At 62.7% G+C, this 26,148-nt stretch carries 15 protein-coding genes and 2 pseudogenes; 10 read left to right on the forward strand and 7 right to left on the reverse strand.

Going from position 1 to position 26,148, the window contains the following annotated elements; translation table 11 throughout:
* Nucleotides 1-176 precede the first annotated feature (176 nt).
* The 9 genes from NVV77_RS01395 (at nt 177) to NVV77_RS01435 (ending at nt 10,703) form a co-directional block, all read left to right on the forward strand.
* Complete coding sequence (locus NVV77_RS01395; protein WP_295410589.1) at nt 177-1,679, forward strand: ABC transporter substrate-binding protein; 1,503 nt, start codon at nt 177-179, stop codon at nt 1,677-1,679.
* A gap of 80 nt (nt 1,680-1,759) precedes the next feature.
* Complete coding sequence (locus NVV77_RS01400) at nt 1,760-2,674, forward strand: ABC transporter permease (protein WP_295409986.1); 915 nt, start codon at nt 1,760-1,762, stop codon at nt 2,672-2,674.
* Between the two features lie 9 nt (nt 2,675-2,683).
* Entirely contained in the window at nt 2,684-3,607 is a 924-nt protein-coding gene (locus NVV77_RS01405) for an ABC transporter permease (RefSeq protein ID WP_295409988.1), read from the forward strand.
* On the forward strand, nt 3,600-5,213 hold the full coding sequence (locus NVV77_RS01410; protein ID WP_295409990.1) for an ABC transporter ATP-binding protein: 1,614 nt from the start codon (nt 3,600-3,602) through the stop codon (nt 5,211-5,213). The genes NVV77_RS01405 and NVV77_RS01410 overlap by 8 nt, the downstream gene beginning before the upstream one ends.
* Nucleotides 5,206-6,249, forward strand: coding sequence for a four-carbon acid sugar kinase family protein (locus tag NVV77_RS01415; protein WP_295409992.1), 1,044 nt, complete (start codon nt 5,206-5,208; stop codon nt 6,247-6,249). Before NVV77_RS01410 ends, NVV77_RS01415 begins: the two co-directional genes overlap by 8 nt.
* A complete protein-coding gene (locus NVV77_RS01420; RefSeq protein ID WP_295409994.1) occupies nt 6,239-6,937 on the forward strand; it encodes a FadR/GntR family transcriptional regulator in 699 nt (232 codons plus the stop codon). Before NVV77_RS01415 ends, NVV77_RS01420 begins: the two co-directional genes overlap by 11 nt.
* 44 nt (nt 6,938-6,981) lie before the next feature.
* Nucleotides 6,982-7,800, forward strand: a complete 819-nt coding sequence (locus tag NVV77_RS01425; protein WP_295410590.1) for an N-formylglutamate amidohydrolase — start codon at nt 6,982-6,984, stop codon at nt 7,798-7,800.
* The gene (locus NVV77_RS01430; protein WP_295409996.1) at nt 7,797-9,647 is read left to right on the forward strand and encodes a flavohemoglobin expression-modulating QEGLA motif protein; all 1,851 of its coding nucleotides are present in this window, start codon (nt 7,797-7,799) and stop codon (nt 9,645-9,647) included. Before NVV77_RS01425 ends, NVV77_RS01430 begins: the two co-directional genes overlap by 4 nt.
* A 9-nt stretch (nt 9,648-9,656) precedes the next feature.
* Complete coding sequence (locus NVV77_RS01435) at nt 9,657-10,703, forward strand: glutathione synthetase (protein ID WP_295409998.1); 1,047 nt, start codon at nt 9,657-9,659, stop codon at nt 10,701-10,703.
* Here NVV77_RS01435 and ligD read toward each other — a convergent pair.
* A complete protein-coding gene (ligD, locus tag NVV77_RS01440) occupies nt 10,700-11,632 on the reverse strand; it encodes a non-homologous end-joining DNA ligase (RefSeq protein ID WP_295410001.1) in 933 nt (310 codons plus the stop codon). The genes NVV77_RS01435 and ligD overlap by 4 nt on opposite strands.
* A gap of 343 nt (nt 11,633-11,975) precedes the next feature.
* Here ligD and NVV77_RS01445 point away from each other — a divergent pair, with 343 nt between their 5' ends.
* The gene (locus NVV77_RS01445) at nt 11,976-12,863 is read left to right on the forward strand and encodes a DNA topoisomerase IB (protein ID WP_295410003.1); all 888 of its coding nucleotides are present in this window, start codon (nt 11,976-11,978) and stop codon (nt 12,861-12,863) included.
* A 58-nt stretch (nt 12,864-12,921) separates the two neighbouring features.
* On the opposite strand, the gene NVV77_RS01450 is transcribed toward NVV77_RS01445, so the two are convergent.
* The 6 genes and pseudogenes from NVV77_RS01450 to NVV77_RS01470 all read right to left on the reverse strand — a co-directional run bounded on the left by NVV77_RS01450 (nt 12,922) and on the right by NVV77_RS01470 (nt 26,004).
* Entirely contained in the window at nt 12,922-14,271 is a 1,350-nt protein-coding gene (locus tag NVV77_RS01450; protein ID WP_295410005.1) for an HlyD family type I secretion periplasmic adaptor subunit, read from the reverse strand.
* A gap of 23 nt (nt 14,272-14,294) precedes the next feature.
* A complete protein-coding gene (locus NVV77_RS01455) occupies nt 14,295-14,717 on the reverse strand; it encodes a hypothetical protein (RefSeq protein ID WP_295410007.1) in 423 nt (140 codons plus the stop codon).
* A 138-nt stretch (nt 14,718-14,855) separates the two neighbouring features.
* Nucleotides 14,856-15,161, reverse strand: a pseudogene (locus tag NVV77_RS21830) (calcium-binding protein); the annotation flags it as partial.
* An 86-nt stretch (nt 15,162-15,247) separates the two neighbouring features.
* Nucleotides 15,248-16,123: pseudogene (locus NVV77_RS21835) on the reverse strand (cadherin-like domain-containing protein); the annotation flags it as partial.
* Nucleotides 16,120-17,883 carry a type I secretion system permease/ATPase gene (locus NVV77_RS01465; RefSeq protein ID WP_295410010.1) on the reverse strand — a complete coding sequence of 588 codons (1,764 nt, stop codon included), beginning with the start codon at nt 17,881-17,883 and terminating at the stop codon, nt 16,120-16,122. The pseudogene NVV77_RS21835 and the gene NVV77_RS01465, both read right to left, overlap by 4 nt.
* A gap of 72 nt (nt 17,884-17,955) precedes the next feature.
* Nucleotides 17,956-26,004, reverse strand: a complete 8,049-nt coding sequence (locus NVV77_RS01470) for a peroxidase family protein (RefSeq protein WP_295410012.1) — start codon at nt 26,002-26,004, stop codon at nt 17,956-17,958.
* Nucleotides 26,005-26,148: the final 144 nt, after the last annotated feature.

Below are 26,148 nucleotides of genomic sequence, written 5' to 3' on the forward strand. Positions count from 1 at the left end.
TAAATCGACACAACGGTCAGATTTGTAATCTCGATCATTTTTGGTTTGACAACTAATGCTCGAATGGAAATAGTCCCTGCCCAAGGAAGGACCCTGTCCGTCCCCGGAGGAATTTGCATGAGCGCATCCGCAGCGCCGCTCATGGCACCGTCTAGCTGCGATGGGAGGTTACATTGTTGCTAAAGCCGATTCTGGTCGGCGCCCTGCTGGCGTCCACGACCATTGCACCTGCCCTGGCGCAGGCTGACACCGACATCACCGTGGTTTTGAGCGAAGAGCTCGATCTCGTTGAACCCTGTATGGCCACGCGCTCCAACATTGGCCGCGTCGTGTTGCAGAACATCAGCGAAACGCTGACCGAACTCGACGTGCGCGGCGACAAGGGCCTGACCTCGCGCCTGGCCGAAAGCTGGGAAGACAAGGGCGACGGCACCTGGCAGTTCAAGCTGCGTCCGGACGTAAAGTTCTCGGATGGCTCGGCTTTTGATGCCGCCGACGTCAAGCACTCGTTCGATCGCGTTTTCTCGGACCAGATCACCTGCGAGAGCAAGCGCTACTTCGCCGATACCGCGCTTACCTTCACCGTGGTCGATGACCTGACCATCGACATCAAGGCCGAACCGGCCCAGCCGGTGCTGCCGCTGCTGATGAGCCTTGTGACCATCGTTCCCTCGGAAACGCCGATGGAATTCGTCCGTGACCCGATCGGCACCGGCCCCTACAAGCTGACCGAATGGACCGCCGGCCAGCAGATCGTGCTGGAGCGCCGCGACGACTATTGGGGTGAAGCCCCGGCCGTGACCAAGGCCACCTATGTGTTCCGTTCCGAGCCGGCCGTTCGTGCCGCCATGGTGGAAGCTGGTGAAGCCGATATCGCGCCACAGATCACCGCCGAAGTTGCCAATAACCCGGCGACCGACTTCAGCTATCTCAACTCGGAAACCGTCTATCTGCGTATCGACAGCCAGGACGCCCCGACGACCGACATCCGCGTTCGCAAGGCGCTGAATGCCGCAATCGACCGCGAAGCCTTTATCGGTACGGTTCTGCCGGAAGGCACCGAACTGGCCGTGGCCATGGTGCCGCCGACCACGCTCGGCTGGAACCCAAACCTGACCCCGCCGGCCTACGATCCGGACCAGGCAAAGGCATGGCTCGAAGAAGCCAAGGCTGAGGGTGTCGACACGAGCCTTCCCATCGAGATCATTGCTCGCACCGAAAACTTCCCGAACGTGACGGAAGTGGCTGAAGCGCTGACCGATATGCTGACCGAAGTGGGCTTCAACGCCTCGCTGCGCATGGTGGAAGTCGCCGAGCACGAGCAGTACTACTCCAAGCCCTATCCGGAAAGCGAAGGCACCCGTCTGGTTCTTGCCCAGCACGACAATAGCCGCGGCGATCCGGTCTTCTCGATGTTCTTCAAGTATGCGAGCGAAGGCACCCAGTCTGGCGTCAACGATCCCAAGGTCGACGACCTGATCGCCCGCGCCTCGGCTGCTACCGGCGACGAACGCGCCGCTCTCTGGTCCGAGCTCTTCGCCTATATCCACGATGAAGTCGTGGCCGACGTCCTGCTGTTCCACATGGTTGGCCTCAGCCGCGTCAGCGAACGTCTGGACTTCACGCCGACCATCGCGACCAACCAGCAGCTGCAGCTGAGCGAAATCGGCTTCAAGTAAGACCTGTTCAGGGTCCAAACTCGGAAGTGCCGGGGTCTCTCCGGCACTTCATCATTCCAAGCATTTTTCGGGTGACCGGCATGACCAAAATGATCGGACAGCGAGCGATCGCCAGCCTCCTCTCCCTCCTCGGATTGATGATCCTGGTGTTCTTCCTCTCGCGCTTGACCGGCGACCCGGCAGTTCTCTTCCTGCCCATCGACGCCACCGAAGAAATGAAGCAGCAGTTCCGCACCCTGCACGGGCTCGATCTGCCGCTCATCGAGCAGTTTGCCCGCTATGTCTTGGACCTCCTGCAGCTCGATTTTGGCGAAAGCCTGCGCAAGGCGCGGCCGGCCATCGATGTCGTGCTAGAAGCCTATGCCTGGACGCTGCCGCTGGCGCTGATCACCATGGGCCTCGTTGTCACCTCGGCCATCATTCTGGGCTCGCTCGCGGCCTTCAATGTCGGCGGGTTCTTTGATCGGCTGGTGTCGATCATCTCGCTGATCGGTGCTTCGGCCCCCGATTTCTGGATCGCCATTGTTGCGATCGTTATCTTCTCCATTGGTCTTGGCTGGGTGCCCACTTCCGGTGTCGGTACGCCGTTGCACTGGGTGCTGCCGATTGCCGTGCTGTTCATTCGGCCCTTTGGGCTGGTGGTGCAGGTGGTGCGCGGGTCGATGATCTCGGCGCTGGGCGCGCCCTATGTGAAGACGGCCCGGGCCAAGGGCGTAAAGAACCTGCCGCTGATCTTCGTGCATACGCTGCGCAATGGCATGTTGCCGGTGATCACTGTTATCGGCGACCAGGCTGCGGCCCTCCTCAATGGCGCTGTCATCGTCGAGACCATTTTCGGTTTCCCCGGCGTCGGCAAGCTGATGATCGACTCGATCCTGCAGCGCGACTTCAACGTGGTGCTGGCGGCCATCATGGTCACGGCCGTCGCCATCTTCATCATGAACATCCTGATCGACATCGCCTATGGCCTGCTCGATCCGCGAATTCGAAACTAGGAGGCGATGATGGCAGACCTGTCGCTCGCCAAATCCAGCGCGCAAGACAATGTGCGCGGCCCGTCTCTTCTCTCCATGCTGTGGCGGGACAAGCTGGCCTTTACCTCGGCCGTGGTGCTGATCGTCATCGTGTTGTTTGCGGCGCTGGGCCCTGCCCTGCTTGGCGAGCTTGCTTCGGACCAGAACCTGCGCGGCCGCAATTTCCCGCCCTTCAGTTTTGAGCGTGGATGGGCCTTTGTCCTCGGCGGCGACTCTCTCGGCCGCCCGATGCTGGCACGTCTCGTCGTTGCGGCGCACTCGACCATGCTGATCGCGGCCGGCACGGTGCTCGCAGCACTCATCGTGGGCGCCGGGCTTGGCCTCGTGGCCGGCTATATGGGCAAGACGACGTCGCAGGTGATCATGCGCCTGGCTGACGTGATCATGTCCTTCCCCTCGCTGCTGATCGCGGTTGTGGTGCTCTATGTGCTGGGGCCGTCGATCCCCAACATGATCCTCGTTCTCGCCATCACCCGCATTCCGATCTATCTGCGCACGACCCGCGCCGAAGTTCTGGAAGTGCGCGAGCGCATGTTTGTGCAGGCGGCGACGGTGATGGGGGCGAGCCATGCCCGCATTATCCTGCGGCACATCCTGCCGGTGGTGGCGCCGACGCTGGTGACCATTGCGACGCTCGATTTCGCGTTTGTCATGCTGGCGGAAAGCTCGCTGTCCTTCCTCGGGATCGGCGTGCAGCCGCCTGACATTACCTGGGGCCTTATGGTTGCGCAGGGTCGTCCATATCTCAACACCGCCTGGTGGCTGGCCTTCTGGCCGGGCCTGATGATTGTCATCACCGCCCTGTCGCTGAACCTGCTCTCGAACTGGATGCGCATTGCGCTCGACCCCGCCCAGCGCTGGCGCCTGGAAGCAAGGAAGACCAAGAATGTCTGAGCCCCTGCTAAGTGTTCGTAATCTCTCGGTCGATTTTCATACCGCCCGCGGCACCGTCAATGCGGTGAAGAATGTGAGCTGGGCCATTGGGCGCGGCGAAACGCTGGCCATCCTGGGCGAAAGCGGTTCGGGCAAGTCGGTCTCGGCCAATGCGGTGATGAACCTGCTCGATATTCCGCCGGCAGAAATCGTCTCGGGCGAAATATTCTATGAGGGTGAGGACCTCCTCAAGGTCTCCTACGAGAAGCACCGGGCCCTCAATGGCAAGAAGATTGCCATGATCTTCCAGGACCCGCTGGGCCATCTCAATCCCGTCTATACGGTTGGCTGGCAGATCATCGAGATGATGACGGCACATGGCCGCCCCGCCGATATGGCGCGGGCTCGGGCCATGGAGCTGATCATCCGGGTCGGCATTCCTGAACCTGAAAAGGCCATGCACAAATATCCGCATCAGTTTTCCGGCGGCCAGCGCCAGCGGTTGATGATCGCCATGGCGCTGATGCTGAAACCCGACATCCTGATTGCCGACGAACCGACTACCGCGCTCGACGTGACCATTCAGGCCGAAGTGCTGGCGCTGCTCAAGGAATTGCAGGCCGAGACCGGCATGGCGCTGGTGCTGATTACTCACGATCTCGGCGTTGTCGCCGAGATTGCCGACCGGGTCGTGGTGATGAACAAGGGCGAGATCGTCGAGGAAGGCTCGGTTCGCGACGTCTATCACAGCCCCAAGCATCCCTATACGAAGAAGCTGATCGATGCAGCGCCCGGCAAGGGGGAAATCAAGCTGCTCGACGAGGCCGCGCCGCTGCTGCTCGATGCGAAGAAGCTGTGCAAGACCTATGGCAAATTCCATGCGCTCAAGGATGTGTCCCTAACGCTGGCGCGTGGGCAGAGCCTTGCGGTTGTGGGCGAAAGCGGCTCGGGGAAATCGACGCTGGCGCGCACACTGCTCCGGCTTGAAGAGGCGGATAGCGGCGAGGCGTTCTGGAAGGGACGCGACCTGATCAGCATGGGGCGGAGCGAACTGCTCGGCGTGCGCCGGCAGATCCAGATGGTTTTTCAGGATCCGACCCAGTCGCTCAATCCGCGTATGTCGGTCTTTTCGCTGATCGCCGAAGGCTGGGATATTCACAAGCTGATGCCCGACCGCAGCAAGCGCCGGGCGCGGGTGATCGAGCTGCTTGAGCAGGTTGGCCTCTCGGCCGAACATGTGGACCGCTATCCCCACCAGTTTTCCGGCGGGCAGCGCCAGCGTATCGCTATTGCGCGAGCACTCGCGCTTGAGCCGGAACTGATCATCTGCGACGAGGCTGTTTCGGCGCTCGACGTTTCCATTCAGGCGCAGGTGATTGCCCTGCTCGATGGTCTGCGGCAGCGGCTGGGCATCTCGTTTCTGTTCATCGCGCATGATCTTGGCGTGGTGCGCGATTTTGCCGATACGGTCATCGTCATGAAATCGGGCGAGATCGTTGAGCGCGGGCCGACGGCGCAGATTTTTGAGGCGCCGCAGCATCCCTATACGCAGCGCTTGCTGGCCGCCAATCTCGATCCCGATCCGGACGTGCAGGCACAAAGGCGGGCAGTTCTTAGCCATGCTTGAACGGGCGATCATCGCCGACGATCTGACCGGGGCATTGGACGCAGCGGCGCCCTTTGCGATGCGCGGCATTTCGACGGCTGTGGCGCTCAACCCGGCAGCCTTGCCGCGGGCCATTGCGACCGGCGCGCGTGTCGTCGGTGTTTCGACCGATAGCCGAGAAATTTCGGCTGAAGGCGCTACGGCAGCAGTCCGCACGGCACTGGCTGCGCTGCCGGCTGGAACGGCGCTGTTCAAGAAGGTGGACTCGCGGCTCAAGGGCAATATTGAAGCCGAGCTTGATGCGATCCCGCACAAACAAAGCCTTGTCGTGCCGGCCATCCCCGCTTTTGGGCGCTGGATGAAGAATGGCCGGATCGGCGGTTTTGGCGTCGCGGAGCCTATCGAGGTCGCCGAACGGCTTGGGCGGCATGCTGCAAAGGCTATCGTGCCCGATATCGCCGATCAGGCTGATATCGAAAGGGCGCTGCAAAAGGGATTTGACCTGCCAATCGGCGCGCGTGGTCTTGCCGAGGCGATGGCCAAAGCCATGGCGCCCGATGCCGGCGAGGCCGATATTTCCTGGCCCGAAGGTCGTGCCTATTGCGTCATTGGCTCTACCGATCCGATTACGCTGGCACAGCTCGACCGCTTGCGCGCTGGCGGCGCGGAAATCGCCTATGTTCCGGCGCCGAACGGGCAAGGCACCGCAGCCGCTGCCCCAGCAAGACTGACCATTATTCAGGCAGTGCCCGGCTCATCCCCGGCCGATGGCAAGACGGTGGCTGCCGCTCTCGGCAAGACCCTTGCGAGCCTCTCCCCGCCCCCTGGCTCGCTGCTGGTCCTTTCGGGCGGCGCCACGGCGCAGGTTATTCTCGAGCAACTTGGCATTGCCGTGCTCGAACTCTTGGGAGAAGCCCTGCCCGGCCTGCCCATTGCCCGGGCGGGAGGCTTGACTGTCGTCACCAAATCGGGCGGGTTTGGCGATCCGGACACCTTGTCCACCCTATTCGCCCCATATCTCAGCGTCGGGAGCCTCGTGCACAGCCATGTCGGATAGTCTCACCGGGCGGCGCAATCTTGCTGATACGGTTTTCGACCGCATCCAGCGCTCCATCAAATCGGGCGCCTATGCGGTGGATGAACGCCTGCCGACCGAACATGCGCTGGCCGCGGAGTTCCAGGTTTCGCGCCCGGTGATCCGCGATGCACTGCAGCGCCTGCGCGACCAGGGCATGATTTATTCGCGCCGCGGTGCGGGCAGTTTCGTGCGTGAACAGGGCATTCGCGAGCCACTTGGCTTTGGCCAGATGGAGAACCTGTCGGACCTGCAGCACTGCTATGATTTCCGCCTGACTATCGAGCCGGAAGCGGCTGCGATGGCGGCGCAACGCCGCTCGCCCGAAGCCCTGCAGAAGATCAAGACTGCGCTCAACCTCCTGCGTGATGCCACCAACCGGCAGGCGCACCGCGCCGATGCCGATTTCATGTTCCACCTCAGCATCGCCCAGGCTTCCGCCAATCCCTATTTCGTCACGGCCATGCAGGCGCTGGAAGAGCATATTGCCGTGGGCATGCGTCTCCATGGGCTATCGCTGCGGCGCACGAATGATGGTCTGGGGCATGTGTTGACCGAGCATACGGCGGTCTTTGACGCCATCAGTGCGGGGGACGTGGAAACCGCGCGCAAGCTGATGCGGGATCACCTCGCCGGATCGCGAGATCGCCTCTTCGCACCCAAGCCCTAGTATCCACACGGAACCTCCTGGCGGGCCGACACGTTTTCGTGCCCATGGAGCCAAGCGTCACTTCTCTACCCAAAGACCCGTCTTCCCTTTGGTCGATCCACCGGGGCCGGTCGCCTCTTATTGGCACCGCCATTCACGATGGCCATCTGATCTGGCCACATCTTGAGGCCAGGATGGCTCTCGATGAAGCGGGCCGGTTGCGCGAGGAAGACCCTTTTACCGCCCAGTTCATCGCCGATATGGCGAACCGCATGGTCGTGCACCGGTCGCGGTTTGAGCTTGATCTCAATCGGGCACCAGATGGCGCGATCTATCTGCATCCCGATCAGTCCTGGGGCCTTAGGGTCTGGCGGGATCAGCCGGAGGCGCAGGATGTGGAAGCGCTGATGCGGCAGCATGCGAGCTATTATTCCACGCTGCGCCATATCCTCTCCGACATCGAGGCCGAACACGGCGGCTTCGTATTGCTCGACATGCACAGCTACAATCATCGTCGGGCCGGCGCGGCGGCGCTTGCGACCTCGCAGGACGAGGCGCCAGACATCAATATCGGCACGTCGTCGATGGACAGGGCGCGTTGGGCGCATGTGCTCGACCCGTTCATTGATCGTCTTCGCCAGCACAAGCTGGGCGGCCGCTCGCTCGACGTGCGCGAGAACGTCGCCTTTGCCGGCAAGGGAGAGCAGACCCGCTTCGTGCATGAGCATTTTCCGCAAACGGGCTGCGCCATTGCCGTGGAGTTCAAGAAGATCTTCATGGACGAATGGACGGGCGAGCCGGATGAGGCTGCCATAGCCGATTTGCGGGAGGCGATCCGGTCTTCCCTCCCCGTGCTCGAAGCGGCTCTGGACGCAAGGAGATGACCGGAAAGAACGACCTGCTCGACATTGCCCAGCTCGAAGAATGCCTTGAGCGCGAGGATCCCATTCGCCTCGATCTCAATGGACGTGGGCGGCTTTATGTCGACCGGCCGATGCCGTTCATTGCCGTGTGTATCGGGCGACAGGCGCAGCCGGCGGCGCGCGAGGCGGTGACGGCGAATGCCGCCTATCTTCTGGTTCGGAATGCCACGGATGCCATTGCGGTGCTGTCGGTTGTGGGCAAGGCGATGCAGAAGCGTTTTGGCGGCTTTCTGGTCATCGACATTGGGGAAATGGCGGAAGACCGGCTGGCGGCCGATGCGCCCTATCTGGCGCCCTTCGCGGTGAGCGTTTCCAATACGCCGGACCAGGCGGCACAGGCCGCGGCGGCCTCCTTTGCCAGCGCCATGCAAAAGGTCGATTCCCGCTATCGCTCGCCGCGGATCGAGCGAATGGCGGCGGCCGAAGACAGGGCCGCGGGGCTTGCGCGAAGGGTCACGCGATTTGGAGTGCTGACCATCCGCTTTGCGCCGATCTACAGGGCGCCGCAGTCAAAGAACATCTATCCTGAACTGCGCGACCGGCTGGCGGCCAATATCGTCGATGCAACCCTGCGGGGCGCGGCCGAGTTTGCGCGCGCCGGGACCGGCATTTCGATCACCACTCACCGGGCCCTGGGCCGGCGCGTCTTCATCGATGCGGTCGGTCGCGCCGACCGGGCCATCGACGACATAGCCGGAAGCTTTGATTTTCTGCTGGCGGTTACGCCGATCAATGCCGAGGCGGCATGGGCCGAATTCAGCGCAGCCGGTTTCGAGCGGGCGCCGCATTTTCTCTATCGTCCGCTCACCTTCGAGGTGGCTGCGACCAAGAAGGCACTTTTCGCCATCGGGCTCGATCATTTCGAGGATCCCGTGCTGTCCCGGCTCTACCGGGAGAAGCAGCAGGAACTGGACCTGCAACTCTCCATGTTGTCGCTGCGCGATAACAGACAGTTCAAGGAGTTGGGACGAGCACTTTATCAGTCGGTTGAACCCCGGCTGATGCAGATGGCTGATGACATTCTTGCGGCCACGGCGCGCAAGGCCGGCAGGAACGAGGCCGAGAACGTCGATTACCGCTTCGTGGAAAAGCGGGCGCAAGCCATGATCGCCCGCTATTCCGGGAAGGCCAGCGGCTTTGCGGCAGAAATCGATATTCGCGACGACCTGCCGGCAGGCTTGATGGTCTCCAATGGTAGATTGCTGATCTCGCGCAATACCAGAGTGGCCCGGGATCGCGTCGAGGCGCTGCTCAGCCATGAAGTGGGTGTGCACCTGCTCACCTATTTCAACGGGTCAGGTCATGGCCTCAGACTCTTTCGCTCTGGCCTCGCCGGCTATGAGGGGACGCAGGAAGGGCTGGCTGTTCTGGCCGAATTCCTGGCGGGTGGCATGAATGTCGCGCGCCTGCGATTGCTGGCAGGACGTGTGCTCGCGGTGGCCGCCATGCTGGACGGCGCCAGCTTCGTCGAAACATTCCGCCTGCTGAGCAAGGAGCATGGTTTTTCCGACACCAGCGCTTTCAGCGCCTCGCTGCGGGTCTATCGCGGCGGAGGCCTCGCCAAGGACGCCATCTATCTGCGCGGGCTGCTCGAAATCCTGGCGCATCTTCAGGCTGGCGGCTCGCTGGAGCCGTTCTGGCTGGGCAAGATCGCCGCCGACCACTTTGCCGTCATGCAGGAATTGAGCACGCGCGGGCTGCTTAAGCCCGCCCGGATCGAACCGCAATTTCTTTCCATCAAGGGCGCCGATGCGCGCCTTGACCGGCTTCGTGCCGGCCTTACCCCCATTGACCTCATTCAAGCCTAGGAGCCGGGCATGCGCGTCGCCTTTTTCGTCAACTCCATTGAAGATGAAACGCCGAATTTTTCGACGACCGCGCTGGCGCTTGCCGCGCTCGGCCGCGGGCACGAGATCTGCTACGTCACCCCGTCCGACTTCGTGCTGCGGGCCGATGACAGCCTTTCGGTCTGGGGCAGGACGCTGCCGGTGTCGAGCTACAAGAAGACGGAAACGCTGCACAAGGACCTCGTCGGCGACAAGGCCGAGACGCGCATGTTCGACATCGGCGAGATCGATGTGCTGTTCCTGCGCAACGATCCGTCCCTCGATGCGAACGATCGCCCATGGGCCGCCAATATCGGGGTGATCTTCGGGCGAATGGCAGCGCAGCGCGGCACGCTGGTGGTCAACGACCCCGACGGATTGGCCCAGGCACAGAACAAGCTCTACTTCCAGGACTTTCCGGCCTCGGTCCGCCCCACGACGCTGATCTCCAAGAATATCAAGGAGATCCGCGATTTCATCGATGGCCAGAAGAAGGGCGCGATCGTCAAGCCATTGCAGGGATCGGGGGGCAAGAACGTCTTCAAGGTCGCCTCACCCAAGGACGCCAATCTCAACCAGATTTTCGAGGCCGTGAGCGGCGAGGGTTATCTCATCGCGCAGGCCTATATGCCGGAGGCGACAGAGGGGGATGTGCGGTTCTTCATGATGAACGGCCGGCCGCTGATGCGCGATGGCAAATATGCCGCTTTCCGTCGTGTGCCGGCCAAGGGCGAAATTCGGTCGAACGTGCATGTCGGGGGCGGACCGGCGCCGGTCGAAGTCACCGACACCATGCTCGCCATCGCCGAGACGGTGCGGCCAAAACTCATTCAGGACGGCATGTTTCTGGTGGGGCTCGATATCGTCGGGGAGAAAGTGCTGGAGATCAACGTCTTCACCCCGGGCGGGCTCAACAATCTCTCCCAGATGTACGACACCAACTTTGCCGAGACGGTCATTACGGCACTGGAGGAAAAGGTGGCGATCAGGCAGGCCTATGGCCGACGCCTCGCCAATAGGGAACTGGCGACGCTTTAGGTGTCTTCTGCGGCGACCGCCTTGAGCATCTTGGCGGTCAGCACCTGCCTTTGCTTGAAATAGTCGGCCCAGACGTCCTTGTCCTTGGCGCGGGCTGCGGCGGCCTTGAGCGAAAAGCCGTTGGCTTGCTTGAGTTTCGGCACTTCGCCCCAGCTCACCGGCACAGCCACCGGCGCGCCCTGGCGTGACCGCACGGACCAGGGGCAGATGGCGGTGGAGCCGCGTTCGTTGCGCAGATAATCGAGGAACACCCTGCCCTTGCGCTGCGCCTTGGAGAGGTTGGCCGTGAAGCGATCCGGCTCAGCCTCGGCCATATTCTGCACGAAAGCGCGGCAGAATGCCTTGGCGTCGGGCCATTCCCTCTCCGGCTTGAGCGGCACAACCACGTGGATGCCCTTGCCGCCTGAGACAAGAGGATAGCTCTTGAGATCCAGCGCTTCCAAACGGTCGCGAATATCGGTCGCGGCGCTGGTGATGGCGGAGAAATCGAGCCCTTCATCGGGATCGATGTCAAAGACCAGCCGGTCGGGCTTTTCGATATCAGGGAAACGCGAGCCCCAGATGTGCCATTCGAGCGCATTCATCTGCGTGCCCGCAATCAGGCCGGCCAGTTCGGTAATGTAGAAATAGTCCTGCTTGTCGCCATCCTTTTCAGCGATCGTCCTGGAGAGCATTTGCGGCGGGAAGCCGCCGGTATCGTGCCTCTGGAAGAAGCAATGCCTGGTGGGGCCCTGCGGGCAGCGCACAAGGCTAAGCGGCCTGTTTTCGATATGCGGCAGCATGACCGATGCCACGTCTTCGTAGTAAGCCACCAATTGCGCCTTGGTGATGCCCTGCTCCGGAAAGACGACCCGATCGGGCGATGTCAGCCGCACGCCGAGGCGCTCGGCGACCTCCTCACCGTCATCAAGGCCGACTGGCGTTTCCATCTGGACCTCCCTGGTCGGGTTTGTCGTCACGCAGAACGATGAAAGTCCCTGCGCATTAGGTCGTCCCGGTTTTTTCGCCGAGTCAACGCCGCTTGCGGCGGCGCGTTCCGGCCCTTCACCTTTGCGCGCATCGGGAACGCTTTGCCGGCCCCGTTCATTCGGGGTGCGGAGGAGCACGTAAAGATGCGCGTTGCACGACAGGTTCTGGACCGGATGCGGGCCGACGAGATGGGCCCTGCCCTGGCCTTTTCCTCGGACGAGGAGACAGGCTGGCGACGGCAAAGGCGCGGTACCGGCTTTTCGTATGTCGACGAGAAAGGCAACCGCCCGAGCAGACACGAACTTGCCCGCATCCGTGCGCTCGTCATTCCCCCCCGCCTGGGCAGGCGTCTGGATCTGCAAGGATGCGGGCGGCCACATCCAGGCCACTGGACGCGATGAGAAGGGCCGCAAACAGTATCGCTATCATGCGGACTGGACCGAGCATCGCAGCACGACCAAGTTTCATACGCTGACCGACTTCGCGAAGGCATTGCCGGCGTTGCGCCAGCAGGTGGAAAGCGATCTGCGCCGCCGCTCGCTCGGCTATGAGCGTGTCGTCGCCTCGGTGGTCTGGCTGCTCGACAATAGCCTGATCCGTGTCGGCAATCCCGCCTATGCCCGCCAGAACAAGAGCTTTGGTCTGACGACGCTGCGCAATCGCCATGTCGAAATCACCGGTTCAACGCTGCGGCTCAACTTCAAGGGCAAGTCTGGCAAGGAATGGCGGCTGCAACTGACGGATCGGCGGATCGCCAAACTGCTCAGAAGCCTGCAGGACATGCCGGGGCAGCATCTGTTTCAGTATGAAAGCGATGCGGGGCGCTGCGCCATCTCCTCGCGCGATGTGAACGACTACATCGCCGCCTTTGCCGGGCCAGGCTTCACCTCGAAGACATTTCGCACCTGGGCGGCCAGCGTGCGCGCGTTTGGGCTCTTTGCTTCCACCGAACTGCCCGAGACCAAGACGGCCCAGGCCCGCACCATCAATGCCGTCATCGACCAGGTCGCGGCCAAGCTGGGCAATACCAGGGCCGTTTGCCGGCGGAGCTACATCCACCCTGCGGTTCCCGAGGCCTGGCAAAAGGGGGAACTTCGCCGTTCGGGGCGATTGGCAGGGATCGAGGGGCTTGATGAGGACGAAGTGGAAACCGCTGGATTTTTGAGGAGGCTGGCGCGGCGCCAGGCGTAGGCGATTGCCGGGTGATCGTCGGAGACCGTGACCGTACCGAGGCGGGGCTGGCTCGACATTACTCCTCCCTGAATGCGCGGGTTATTTGGTCTGTGAATGGTTTGACGAAGTAGGCGATTGCGACCTGTTCTTCGGTTTGGACGAAGACTTCCACAGGCATGCCGGGGACGAGGCCGGTGGGGCCCAGTTGGTCGAGGTCATCGGTGGGGTCGGCCTCGGCGAGATAGTAGCTCTGGCCCGACTGCGGGTCGCTGGTGGCGGCGGCCGAGATGCGGGTGACCAGGCCCGCGATTTCGGGGGTGGTGCGCTGGTTGAAGGCGGAGAAGCGGAGTTTGACGGGCTGCCCGAGGCGGAGCTGGTCGATGTCGTTGGTAGCGACGCGGAACTCGATCTTGAGGTCCGCATCGGTGGGGACGATGGTCATGAGTTTTTCGGCCGGCGTGATGACGCCGCCAAGGGTGGTGACGGAGACCTCGTTGACCGTGCCACTGACCGGAGAGCGGATGATGGTGCGGGCCTGGCGGGCATCGACTTCGGTCAGGCGGTCGGTGAGTTCGGCAAGGCGCGCGTCGACGGTGCGCAACTCGCGTAGCGCCTCCATGCCGCCGGTCTGGTCGATGGCAAGGATCTGCAGCTCGATTTCACTGATGCGGGCATTGGCCCGGGCAATGCCGGCGGCGATCTCGCCTTCGGAACCCATCATGCGGGCAAGTTCGCGGTCGGTGGCATTGAGCTTGGTGGTTTCAATCAGGCCCTTGCTCGCAAGTTCGCCCATGCGGGAGCGTTCCTCGCGGACCAGCACGAGTTCGTCCCTGAGGGCAGAGTTCTGATAGTCGAGCCCGGCGATCTCTTCGCGCAACTGGGCAACCTGCAGCTTCAGCTGCGAGCGCAGCGATTGCTGGTTGAGCCTGGTGCTGTCGAACAATTGCTGCTCGCCGGCCAGGATCGGGGCCGCGCCGGGATAGCTGGCGAGATAGTGCTCGGGGAAGTCGATTTCATTCTCCTGCCCTGCCTGGGCCTGGAGCCGGGCCTGCCGCGCGACCAGTTCGGCCAATTGGCCGAGGAGGATCGAGCGCTCGGTGCGAATCTGCACGTCATCGAGCCGGAACAGAACATCGTCCTTTGCGACAATATCGCCCTCGCGCACCTCGATGGCGCGCACGACGCCGCCATCGAGGTGCTGGATGGCCTTGACCTCATCGTCGACGAGCACGGTGCCGAGCGAGATGACGGCGCCGGAGAGTTTTGCCGTGGCCGACCAGCCGCCGATGCCGACGACCAGCAGCACGGCGAAAATGCTGCCGGCAATGACCCGGCCACGCAGCCCAAAACTGTCCTGGTCAGCGCGTCGCGTCCGATGGTTGACGGGTTTGGCGGTGAAGGCGGCATAGGTGTCGATCGTGGTCATCACGCAGAACTCCGGGACGCAGGTCAGACGATGGTGTGTTCGATGGTGAAGGGCAGTTGGATGCCATCGACGCGGATGGCGATTTCGAAGACGTCGTCACCATCGACATCGGCCTCGATGATGGAATGGTCGATATCGTCATAGCGCTCGTAGCGGACGCGGATCGGCAGGTCCTCGCGATCGCCCTCGTCGAGTTCTTCATAAAAATCTTCGAAGCGCTCTTCCTCGGTGCGCGCCGCTTTGCGGGAGATGTCGTAGTCCGCCACGCGGATGCGATCACCGACCACGAAGTCGAGGATGTCGTGGACGAGCTGCCGGCTGAGGCTTGGGGCCTCGTCGATCACGGTGAAGATGAAGAGGTCGTCGCCGCGCCCGCCGGTGATGACCGTGGCCGTGGTGCCGATGAAGAAGGTGTCATTGCCGCTGCCGCCAATGGCCGCTTCCATGTTTTGGAACGTGTCCGTGCCCATGCTGTCGCTGGTGGCGAGGCCGGTGACGAAGTCGACGATGAGGTCGTCGGCGCTCTCGGAATAGTCGAGCGTGTCAAAACCCTCGCCGCCATCGACATGGTCGTCGCCTGAGCCGGGAGCGATGGCATCGTCGCCTTCGCCGCCATGGATGATGTCGTCACCGGCGCCACCCTCGATGGTGTCGTTGCCTTCGTCGCCATGGATGATGTCATTGCCGGCTTCGCCGAAGAGCAGGTCATTGCCGGCGCCGCCGCCGATGGTGTCGTTGCCCTCGCCGCCGAAGATGATGTCATTGCCCTCGTTGCCAAAGAGGGTGTCGTCGCCGTCCCCGCCAATGATGTGGTCGTCGCCGAGCCCGCCGGTGACGCTGTCATTGCCGGCGCGGGCGTCGATGATGTCATGGCCGGGCAGAGCGTCGATGTCGTCGTCCCAGGGGTGCCGGCATAGACGTCGGCATTGGCGGTCAGGTGCACCTGGTTGCGGACGATCTCGAGACTGGCGGTCTGCACGATCTCGATCAGGCCATCGCTGATCTCATAGGTGAAGGTGACGAGACCGAGCATGCCGGGGAGCGTCGTCAGGGTCCAGCCTGCACCGGTCTGCACCAGGGTGGCGCCAGTGACGGTGAGGTCGTTGATGGTCAGAATATCATTGTCGGGATCGCTGGCCCCGAAGAGCAGTTGGGAGAGGCCGATCAGGACCACCTGGCCGGCAAAGACGTCGTGGAGGCGGACCGGGCCCAGAACGGTGGGGGCGCGGTTGGTGCCATTGTCGTCGTCATCATCCTCGTCGTCGTCATCGGGGTCGGCATTGTCATTGTCGCCGTCGTCCTCGCTGGGGCTCGGGGTGTCCTGATGAGGCTTTGGACCAGAGGAGGACGGGGTGATGTTCGGTTCGGCGCGATCGAAGAGGGCAGCATTGTCGTTCTGCGGCCGGTAGTGGACGGCAGCAGGGAAGAAGGGGGCGACATTGGGACCCAGGAAGTCGAAGGAGGCCGCGGTATAGTGGAAGGCGATCGGGTCGGGCATGGTAAAAGCCTCGTCCCAGCCCAGGGCCGCGTGACGGACTGAACTCCTCGGATGCTCTTCCTCGATGCCGCCGGTGGTCATGAGATCGACCCCGGGGCCGCCGGGTTCGTGGCGGGTGCCGCGGGGAGCGCCGCTATTGGCGGCGGGATTGGCTTCGGTGCCCGGAGACACGTGGTCCTGGGCGTCAGCGGGAAAGACGCTTTTCACATAGGCGGCGATGCCGGTGAAGAACAGCGCCAGATAGACCGGCAGGCGCGAGGTTTTCTCGGGAACGTTGAACTCGAGCTTTTTCCTGAGGTCGGCCGGATCGGATTTTTGGTGCTGCTGCTGGCTGGATTTGGCCTCGATGATCATGCCATGCCTCCCGTTTCCGTCCGCGGCTCGACCACTTTGAGGCCACCGGCATTGGTATTGAGGTTGGCCTGGCGCTGGCCGGCAACGATCTCTTCCTTGGGACCGAAGGCGGTCAGCCGGCCATTCTGGATGACCGCCACCATGTCGACCTCGGCCAGGATCGAGGGGCGATGGGCAACGACAATGGCAATGCCGCCACGGGCCCGGATCTGGCGGATGGCCAGGTTCAGCGCCTGTTCGCCCTCGGCATCGAGGAAGGCATTGGGTTCGTCCATGATGACCACGAAGGGATCGCCATAAAGCGCCCGGGCCAGACCGATGCGCTGGCGCTGGCCGGCCGAGAGGGCGGTGCCCATGGGGCCAAGCTGGGTGTCATAGCCATCGGGGAGCCTGACGATCATCTCGTGCACGCCCGCCGCCTTGGTGGCCGCGACAATGGCGCGGGCATCGCGCTGCGGGGCCAGGCGGGTGATGTTTTCCACGATCGTGCCATCGAGCAGAGCCACGTCCTGGGGGAGATAGCCCACATATTGGCCGAGCTTGTCCTCGTCCCACTGGGTGAGGTCGGCCTCGTCGAGACGGATGGCACCGCGCAGGGATGGCCAGATACCGGTCAGGGCGCGAACCAGCGTGGTCTTGCCGCCGCCGCTGGGGCCGATCACCCCAAGACCCTGGCCGGCATTGAGCTCGAAGGCGACTTCGGTGAGGAGGACCCGGCCACTGGCCGGCGCGGCCACCGAGATCTTGTCCACTTTGAGCGACTTGGACGGGGCCGGCAGGTCAAGCGGCTTGGTCATGTTGGAGAGGGCCACCATGGTATCGCGCAACCGCTTGAACGCCTGGCGGGCGGCAACGACGCCCTTCCAATTGCCGATGGCCATGTCGATGGGGGCCAGGGCGCGGGAGGAAGCGACCGAGACGGCGATGATGGCGCCGGCAGACATCTGGCCCTGAATGGTCAGGTAAGCACCGACGCCCAATAGGGCCGATTGCAGCACCATCCTCAAAATGCGCGAGAAGGCGCCAAAGGTGCCGATGACATCGCTGGCGCGGGTCTGCAGGGTCAGGTGGTCCTGGTTGACCTCGTTGAAGCGGCTGACGGCCCGGCCGGCAAAGCCCATGGCCTTCAGGATATCGGCATTGCGGGCATTCGAGTCAGCCACGGCATTGCGGGTGAGGAAGGCCTGTTGGGCGGCGGCGGCGAGTTTGCGCGACTTGAGTTCGGTCCAGATGGTGAGGAGGGTCAGGACAAAGGCGCCGCCGAGCGTCAGGGCGCCGAGCACGGGGTGGAGGAAGTAGACGAACAAAATGTAGAGCGGCACCCAGGGCAGATCGAACAGGGCCACCGGGCCCTGGCTGCCCATAAAGGTGCGGATGGTGTCGACGTCGCGGCCGCGTTCCAGGGCCTCGCCGGTGGAAAAGCCGAAGCGGGGCATGTCGACGCTGACGCGATGGGCAATGGGGGCCAGCATGCGATCAAAGCGGGCCCCGATGCGCACCAGCAATTGGCTGCGCACGATGTCGAAGACGCCCTGGAAGAGATAGAGCCCGATAACGAGGATGGAGAGCGCCAGGAGGGTCGGGATGGAGCCGCTGGTCAGGGCCCGGTCGTAAATCTGCAGCATGTAGAACGAGCCGGTCAAAGCCAGCACATTGATGATGCCCGAGATCCAGAACAGGAAGACCGCGACGCCCTTGAACTCCCGGCGCAGCATCTCGTCGCCGCGATGTTCGGCTAAAACCTTTGTCGTCGATGCCATGATCAGCCCCCGGAATGGTGGATTATCGAAAGGAAAAAGCCCGGCCGGTTAAACCGGCCGGGCAGTTGGAGGCTAAAGGTTGAAGTCGGTGCCGGTCAGGGCGTGGTTGCCGGCAATGCTGATCCGGAACTCGGGGGCATTGTCCCCGGCCGTATTGCCCGAGATGACGGTATATTCCCCATCCTCCCGCGTCTCATGGGTGACCACGATCTGGCCCGGGGCCGTGGTGGAGGTTTGGAGGGTGAAGCTGTTGTTCCCCGCCACCCCGGCATTGGCATCGATCCCCGAGAGGTCGATCTTGTCGCCGGCCTCAAAGCCCTTGATCGTGTCGCCATGGGCGGCAGTGGCCGAACCGAAGACGAAGATGTCTTCACCCGCTCCGCCATCCACCACATTGACGGCATTGCTCATGGTGATCACGTCATCGCCCGAGCCGGTGGTGACATTCTCCACCCCATAGAGCGTATCGGTGCCGCTCTGGCTCGACACCGCGCTGCCGCGGCCACCCACCCCGGTGCCCAGGTCCACCGTGGCATTGGCGGTGAGGAAGGCCAGGTCCAGCGTGTCATTGCCGGCATCACCCGAGATCTCGCCACCATAATAGGTGTCATTGCCATCGTTGAGCGAACCGACGAAGAGGTCGTTGCCGGCGCCACCGAAGACGGTGTCGTCATCTGCCCCGGCATCGATGAGGTCATTGCCCGAACCACCGAAGAGGCGATCGTCACCCGCCTCGCCATAGATCAGGTCATCGTCATCGCCGCCGAAGACATCGTCGTCGCCATCATCGGCAAAGACCACATCGCGACCCGCCCCGGCATCGACGAAGTCATCACCGGCACCGGCCCGGATCACGTCCACTCCGGCATTGGCGATGATGTAGTCCGTCCCGGCAAAGCCGAACACCAGGTCCCCACCAGACGTTCCCAGCAATACATCATCCTGGGGTGTGCCCAGAACCGGACCACCAGCAGACGAGGCATCATCATCATCGTCGTCGTCGCAGTCGTCGTCATCTTCGTGATCGTCTTCGTCGTCCTCATCATCCTCGTCGTCGTCGTCACCGCCGATCTGCGGGCCCTCGCCGGTTGCCACGTAGGAAATGCTGTGCTGGCCATTGGTCAGCGTGGTCACGCCATCGGTGGTGGACGAGGTGTATTCGGCGGGATCGGCGCCGATGGGCAGTTCGATCACGTCTTCAGGCCGCAGGGTTCCGATGATGGTGTCGTGGCCGCCGTTGGAACGGAAGACGATGCGGTGCGCGGAGGTCAGGGCGGAGATATCGACGGTGTCGTCACCAGCGTCACCTTCGATGGTGATGGTATTGAGACGCAGGCTGGTGTTCGAGAAGTCGCCGAATATCTGAATGGTATCACCGCTGGCCGTGGTGTTGCCGGCCGGGTCGATACCGTTGATGCGGATTTCTTCGATCTCCCGCAGTTCGGCGATGATGGTTGCCGGAGCGGCACCGACCTGGCGGGTGATGACGATTTCCGTCAGGGCTGCCGAGACGAAGCCTGCGGTCGTTGCCGCGGCCTTGGTGTAGATGCGGTAGATTTCGGCCGAGGCATTGCCGTTGACGACAAAGGTATCGCCGGCCGTTCCTTCGGTGCCGCCATTGACCGTGTCGCGACCATCGCTCGGGCCCGAGGCGTTGGCGTTCCAGATGATCGTGTCGTCTCCGGCATCGCCGTTGATGGTGTCGGCCCCCTCCCCGCCGGTGATGATGTCATTGCCACCACCGCCACTCAGAGTGTCATTGCCGCCTAGACCGTTGATGGTATTGGCCTGGTCGTTGCCAGTGATGGTGTTGGCACCATTTGTCGGATTGCCGACGGTCGCAGGGGCGCTCTGGGCGAGAATGAAGTCGGCGCTGGTGACATCGTTGCCGTCTACTTCCTCGATGAAGATGGTGCCGATGACAGTATTGGAGGCATCGCGCACGGTGACCCGCGTGTCGTCGGTCCCAGCATCTTCCACGTCCTCGATGGTGACGCGGGTCGCGAAGTTGGCGGCAGTGACGCCTAGCGCACTAAGATCGATCATGTCCTGGTTGTTGATGCTGCCGCCACTGGCGTCGAAACCGTGGATGGTGTCATTGCCGAAATTGGCGGCTGTGTAGCGGACGATGTCATTGCCGTTGTTGCCGATTCCGGCATTCGTAGCGAGATGGATGGTGTCGTCGCCTTCGCCGCCAATCAGGATGTCGGTGTCGTTTCCGCCGCCACCATGCAGGGTGTCGTTGCCAGTGCCACCATCGATGAAATCGGCGCCGTCGTCGCCATTGATGGTGTCGTTTCCTCCGCCGCCAAAGAGCTGGTTGGCGGCGTCATTGCCGGTGATGACATTGTCGAGCGCGTTGCCGGTGCCATTGATGCCGCCGGCATCGTCGTCCAGCGTGAGATTTTCAAGATTGGCGCCGAGGGTATAGGTGGCAGTAGCGATGATCGTGTCCGTGCCGCCATTTGCGGCCTCGACAACCACGTCGCCGGCCGTGACCACATAGGTGTCATTGCCACCGAGCCCGGTCAGCGTGTCCACCCCTGCCCCGCCCTCGATGACATTGGCGAGTTCGTTGCCGATACCGGCAAAGGTGCCGGCGCCGACATAGGTCAGGTTGTCGACATTGGCGCCGAGGGTATAGGTGTCGAGATCGGTGCGGACTTCGTCAATGCCGCCGCCGAGGGCCTCGACCACCACGTCGTCAGCGTCATCGACGGTGTAGATGTCATTGCCGGTGCCGCCCACCATGGTGTCGGCACCAGTTCCACCATCGAGCTCATCACTGCCGATGCCGCCGACCAGCAGGTCGTCGCCGTCATTGCCGAAGAGTTCGTCATTGCCATCATGGCCGAAGAGCAGGTCGTCACCGGTATCGCCAACCAGCTCGTTGCTGTTACCCGAGCCGGCGAGGAGCGTGTTGACCCCGGCGGCCGCCGTGCGGTTGCCATTATCGTCGGTGCTGAGGGCATAGTCGCCGTCGAAGGCGTAGCCTTCATAGGTGGCGCCATCGAGATTGATGGTTTCGACAGCCTCGGCGGCGGCATCGTAGTGATCGTTGACGGTGAGCTGCTGGCCATTGAATTGCAGGAACAGATCGTTGCTGCCGCCGCTGAAAGCGGTGAGACCCGTGAGCGTTCCGGCACCGATCACGATCCTGTCCGTGCCGTTGGTGTCGGTGATGACATCGTTGCCGTCACCCAGGTTGACTACATAGGTATCGTTGCCGGAGCCGCCATTGAGTGCGTCTGCGCCCGTGCCGCCGACCAGCGTATCATTGCCGTCACCTCCATTGAGCGTGTCGGCGCCATCGCCACCGAGCAGGATGTCGTCGCCAGCGCCGCCGTTGAGCGTGTCATTACCGTCGCGGCCGGAGATGAGGTCGTCGAGCCCGGTTCCATTGTTCACCAGGGTGCCGGTGAGCGTTTCACCAGCGCTGGTGCCTTCGATGACGTTGAGGAAGCGGCCATCGCTGAAGGCCAGGAGTTCGATATTGCGGAAGGTGTCCTTGCCGTCCGAACGCAGGTTCGGGGTGCCCTCCTCCTGTTCGGGCAGGTCGTCATCGTTTTGCACCTGCACGAAGCCGGTATGATCGATGAAGAGGCTGTCGTCGGAATTGAGACCGAAACTGTAGTTGGCGCGGGCGTCGGTATAGACCGCGCGGTCGATATCGCCTGCGACATTGCCGTTGATGATTTCGCGGACGATGCGGAGCGCGCCTGGGTTGATGGCACCCTCCAGCATCCAGGTGGTCAGCGGTTTGGTGACGGCGACGATGTTCGCGCCGGCTAAGGCGACAAACTCGCCAGTCGTCGCGTGGCGATATAGGGTGACGGCGCTTTCCATTGCGTCGGCGGAGAAGACCGTCCCGGCCTTGGACGTGCCCGCGATGCGGACGTTGAGCCACATGTCGCCGTCAATGACGTCATTGCCGGCCAGACCCTTGATGGTGTCGCTACCGCCACCGCCGAGCAGGATGTCAGAAGCATCAGCCGTTTCGAGCACGACGGATTCGACGACGTCATTGTTGCCGGTTTGCTGGGTTCGGGTGATGTGGGCGACGAGGGCCCGCAGCCCGGTGATCAGGTCGACATTCTTTTCAAGCAGTGCGTTGGAATAGCTGTCGAGAGCGGAATCTGCGTTGGGGATGGCCGCGGTGCCTTCGGCTTCGGCGCGGGTATTCACCGCGACGTTGCGGCCGGTCAGGGTGTCGTTCTTCACCCAACCCGACAGGCCTTCCACGAGATCGAAGCGATCGCGCAGGATGAAGGCTTCCTGGGTTTCGAAGATGGGGATGCCGAGGTCGGAATTGGCGGCCTGGCTGTCGCCCTTGTGAATGGCCCAGTCAAACCCGGCCATGCCGTTGGAGCGCTGAATGCCCTCGCTGTTCTGGGACATGATGTCGTCGCCGGACTCGGCGTCATAGTCGGTGTCGCCGCCGCCGCCGAGCAGCACGTCATGCCCGATGATCGAGGAATTGAAGAAGAGTTCGGAGTTTTCGCCCGCCAGCGTATCGAAGCGATCCCCGCCCTCGATCCAGTCGTCGCCTTCGTTGCCGAGCAGGAAATCGCCACCCGTGCCGCCGAGGACGAAGTCGTTGCCGGTGCCGGCAAAGACCTCCTTGCCGTCGGGGCCGGCGATGAGGAAGTCACTGCCCTGATTGCCGAAGATCAGCGACAGGCCCGAGCCGCCATGGATGACGTCGTTGCCTTCATTGCCGTGCAGGAAATCAGCCTCGCCGATATCAGTGCCGGCATTGGTGATGATGTCGTCGCCCGTGCCGCCAAAGACCTTGTCGACGCCGTAGCCAGCCTCGATGCGGTCATCGCCGCCCTTGCCCCAGATGGCGTCGTCGCCGCCGCCAGAGACGATGGTGTCATTGCCTTCGGTACCGCCGATGGTGAAGTGCTCATTGCTGTTGACGCGGATATAGGCGGCAATGGTGCTGGTATCGCCCGCGGCGATCAGGTTGCCGGCGGCGTCGCGCCGTTCGACGATATTGGCGAAGGGCAGATAGGGATTGTCCTGGGTCGGATCGTCGCCGAGCTGCTTGCTCGGATCCATTTCCAGGGTCGGCATTTCGAAAGCGGAGAAGAGATTGCCGGGCAAGGCCGTCTGGTCCGTGCCGCCGAGGTCGGTATTGCGCATGACCAGTTCGGCAAAGGTGTTGTTTTCCAGCTCGTTGAGCAGGTTCAGGCCCTGGGTACGCGACAGGTAGTAGAACCGGTCGGCGTCCTGCAGGTTTTCCATGGTCATCTGGAAAACGAAGGCAAAGGTCGAGCCCAGCATGCCGCCGAAGGCCATCTTCTTTTCGGCCAGGCCGCCGATCCAGAAATCGACATCGTTGAGGCCGCCGAGCTTGGCGTTGGCGTAGGCGCCCGTGGCATTGAGGAAGTCGAGCCGGTCCGCCGGTGCGCCCGTGCCGCCCAGCACCAGCAGCGTGGCCGCCTCGCGCAGTTGTTCGACGGTCTTGGGGTTGGCCTGGGTATTGAGCAGGGACTCGTGGGTGCCATAGGCCGCGATGAAGTTGATGATCGAGGCCGGATTCATGAGATTGAGCGCGAAATCGGCCCAGCTCGTGTAGGGCTTGAGCAGGGTATCGCCGGTTTCGTCGTAGAATTTTTGGCGGCCGACATTGAGCGGCGGCGTGCCCACATCGCGACCGCGGGCCAGGTTGATCGCGGCCAGATCGAGCGGAATGCCGAGCAACTGGTTGCGCAGCACGTCGGTGACGAATTCGTCGATGGCGCTGCCGACCTGACGGGTCATGCCGCGAATGATGGCGCCAGACGCTTCCTCTGCGGTTGTGCCCAGGGATTCGTACATGACGGGATTGAGAAAGCCCGAGAACAAGGAAATTTCGTTCTCTATCGGGTTGCCGGTAACCGCATCCATCTGGATGACGTCGATGTTCTGCCGCAGCATGGAGTGACCGAAGCGGTAGACGACGTGGGCGAATTCAGCGGCGATGCTGGGATTGATATCGGCGGAAGGTTCGAACACGAAGGCGTCGATATCGGGCTGCATCATGCGGCCGAATTCTTCGAAGACCAGGTGCTGGTATTCCATTTCATTGGTGAAGCGGCCGGCCTGGAAGAGTCGTTCGCCGTCCCAGACGAGGGCGTTGATTCCCGCCTGCGTCGTTGGGATGGCGGTGACATCGACCCGTAGCCACTGATTCAGGAAGTTGAGATCGCCGCTCTCGAGCGCGATCTGCTTGGTCATTTCCACGATGCGATTGTGCTCGGCGTGGAAGACCTGGTGGACGGCGGTCAGGGCGATGTTCTCGTTGACGCGACCATCGCCGGCAATGAAGTGGCGATCGAGCAGTTCGTCGTCGTATTGGGTGTTACGGCCCATGACGCTGGGAACGGCGTTGCCCGTCAGGCTATCCGGATCCTCCTGGAGCACACCGCCGGCAACCACCGGCACTGCCGCATGGGCGATGTCATCGAGGAAGGCGTGGCCGGTGAGGACGACGCCGAGGGCGCTCACCGGAGCGCCGGGGTTACCTTCGCGCAGCACATCATCGGTGGTGCCCAGAATGCCGTCCGGGCCCCAGCCTACCACCAGCTGCGGATAGCCATTCGGGCCGGGGATGAAGTTGCCATATTCATCGGCGGCAATCAGCGGGATATTGCCGACATTGAGATCGGTGAGGTCGATGCCGAGGACATCCCGGGCCTGCGCCTTGATGTCGGCCCAGGTGGCAAGACCTCCCTTGAGCCCTTCGAGCAAGAGACCCGATGCGATCGGCTTGCCATCGGGACCATCGATATATTCGCGCATGAAAACCTGTTTGGACGCGGTCGAGGCATAGGTCTGGTTCTGGTCGACCCACGGCGTCGTCAGGTTCTTGGGGCCGGCACCGTCGTCAGCCGTGCCAAGAATGCCATCGGCGCCGGGATTGACGGTGACGCGGGTGACCGCGATGTAGTTCTGGCCGCCAACTTCATAGAGCGGATCATCGACAGCCAGCGGCACATAGACCGTGCCATTGCCGCCCTTGGCCACGAGATCGAGGCCGTGATCGAAGAACTGGCCGAAGATCGTCATCCAGCCATTAAAGGGCGAGGACAGGCCTTCGTCGGGCGAGACATTGGGCAGGAGGACCGTATTGCCATCCATCTCGACGCCATGTGCGGCGAGAAGCACCGTGAGATGGGCCTGGGCGGCTGCGAGATCCGGCGCCGACTGCAATGCCGCAGCGAGATCGGCCTGCGCTTCGGTGAGCGCATCGGTTGCCGCACCGATGACGGCGGACAATGCCGCCGACGACGCGGCTGCGTTGGCCTGCGCGGTGACCAGATTCGCCTCGGCCGTTACGACCGCTGCCTGCATGAGATCGGAATGGGCGATGGCATCGGCAAAGGCGACGCTCTGATCGGCATTGGGAACGCCATCGGTCAGGAGGGCGGTAACGGCGGCAACCGCTTGCGCGGCGGCCAGCTGCGCGGCATCTCGGGCGTCTTCCGCCGCTGTCAGCAAGGCCTGATCGCCGGCAGCAGCAGCAATCAGGCTCCCGGCATCGGCGTTGGCCTGCACCAGCGCCGCTTCGGCCGCATCGACTGCCGCCTCGAGATTTGCGATTTCCTGAGCGGATGCATTGCCTGTCGTGGCTGCGTCGACCGCCCGCTTGGCATCGACGATCTGGCCGAGAATTTCATAGAGCTCCGCGGCGGGAACGCCGGCCAGTGTCAGCGCGGCGGCGATGGCTGCTGGATTATTTAGCGTCTGATCGACGATGAGATTGGAAATGATACGCGGATCGGCGTCGATGACGGTGGCCGATGCCCCGTAGTTGTTGTTGCTATAGGGCGGTGCACCCGGGGCGGGGTTAAAGCTGTAGCTGTCGCCGTCCCCATCGTTGAGATAGGTCGGGGTGAAGAGGCCAGGAAAGCTCTGGTCGGAGGCGCCCCAGTTTTCCCGGCCGGGCAGTAGATTGTTGTAGCTGCCATCGACGGTGCGGAGGCCATAGGGCAAGAGGTGTGCCTGTGCGAGGCCATCATTGCCGCCATAACCCGCGACCAGCGCTGCAAGATCTCCGCCATCGGCGTGTGCTTCCGCGATCTCGATCTGCTTCAGGATGAATTCCAGATCGTGCTTTACGAGCGTTACCATTGCCATCTCCCAAACAATCGAAACCGCTGCAGGGGCCAAACACTGGGCGCAGGGGTTTTCGTTATGGAGACGCTAAGACGGCAACGACCCGGCCGTAATATCGGTAGGTCTTGAGACTTTTACCCTTGAAGTCGGAACCGGTCC

The organism is Devosia sp., assembly GCF_024707125.1.
Lineage (GTDB): Bacteria > Pseudomonadota > Alphaproteobacteria > Rhizobiales > Devosiaceae > Devosia.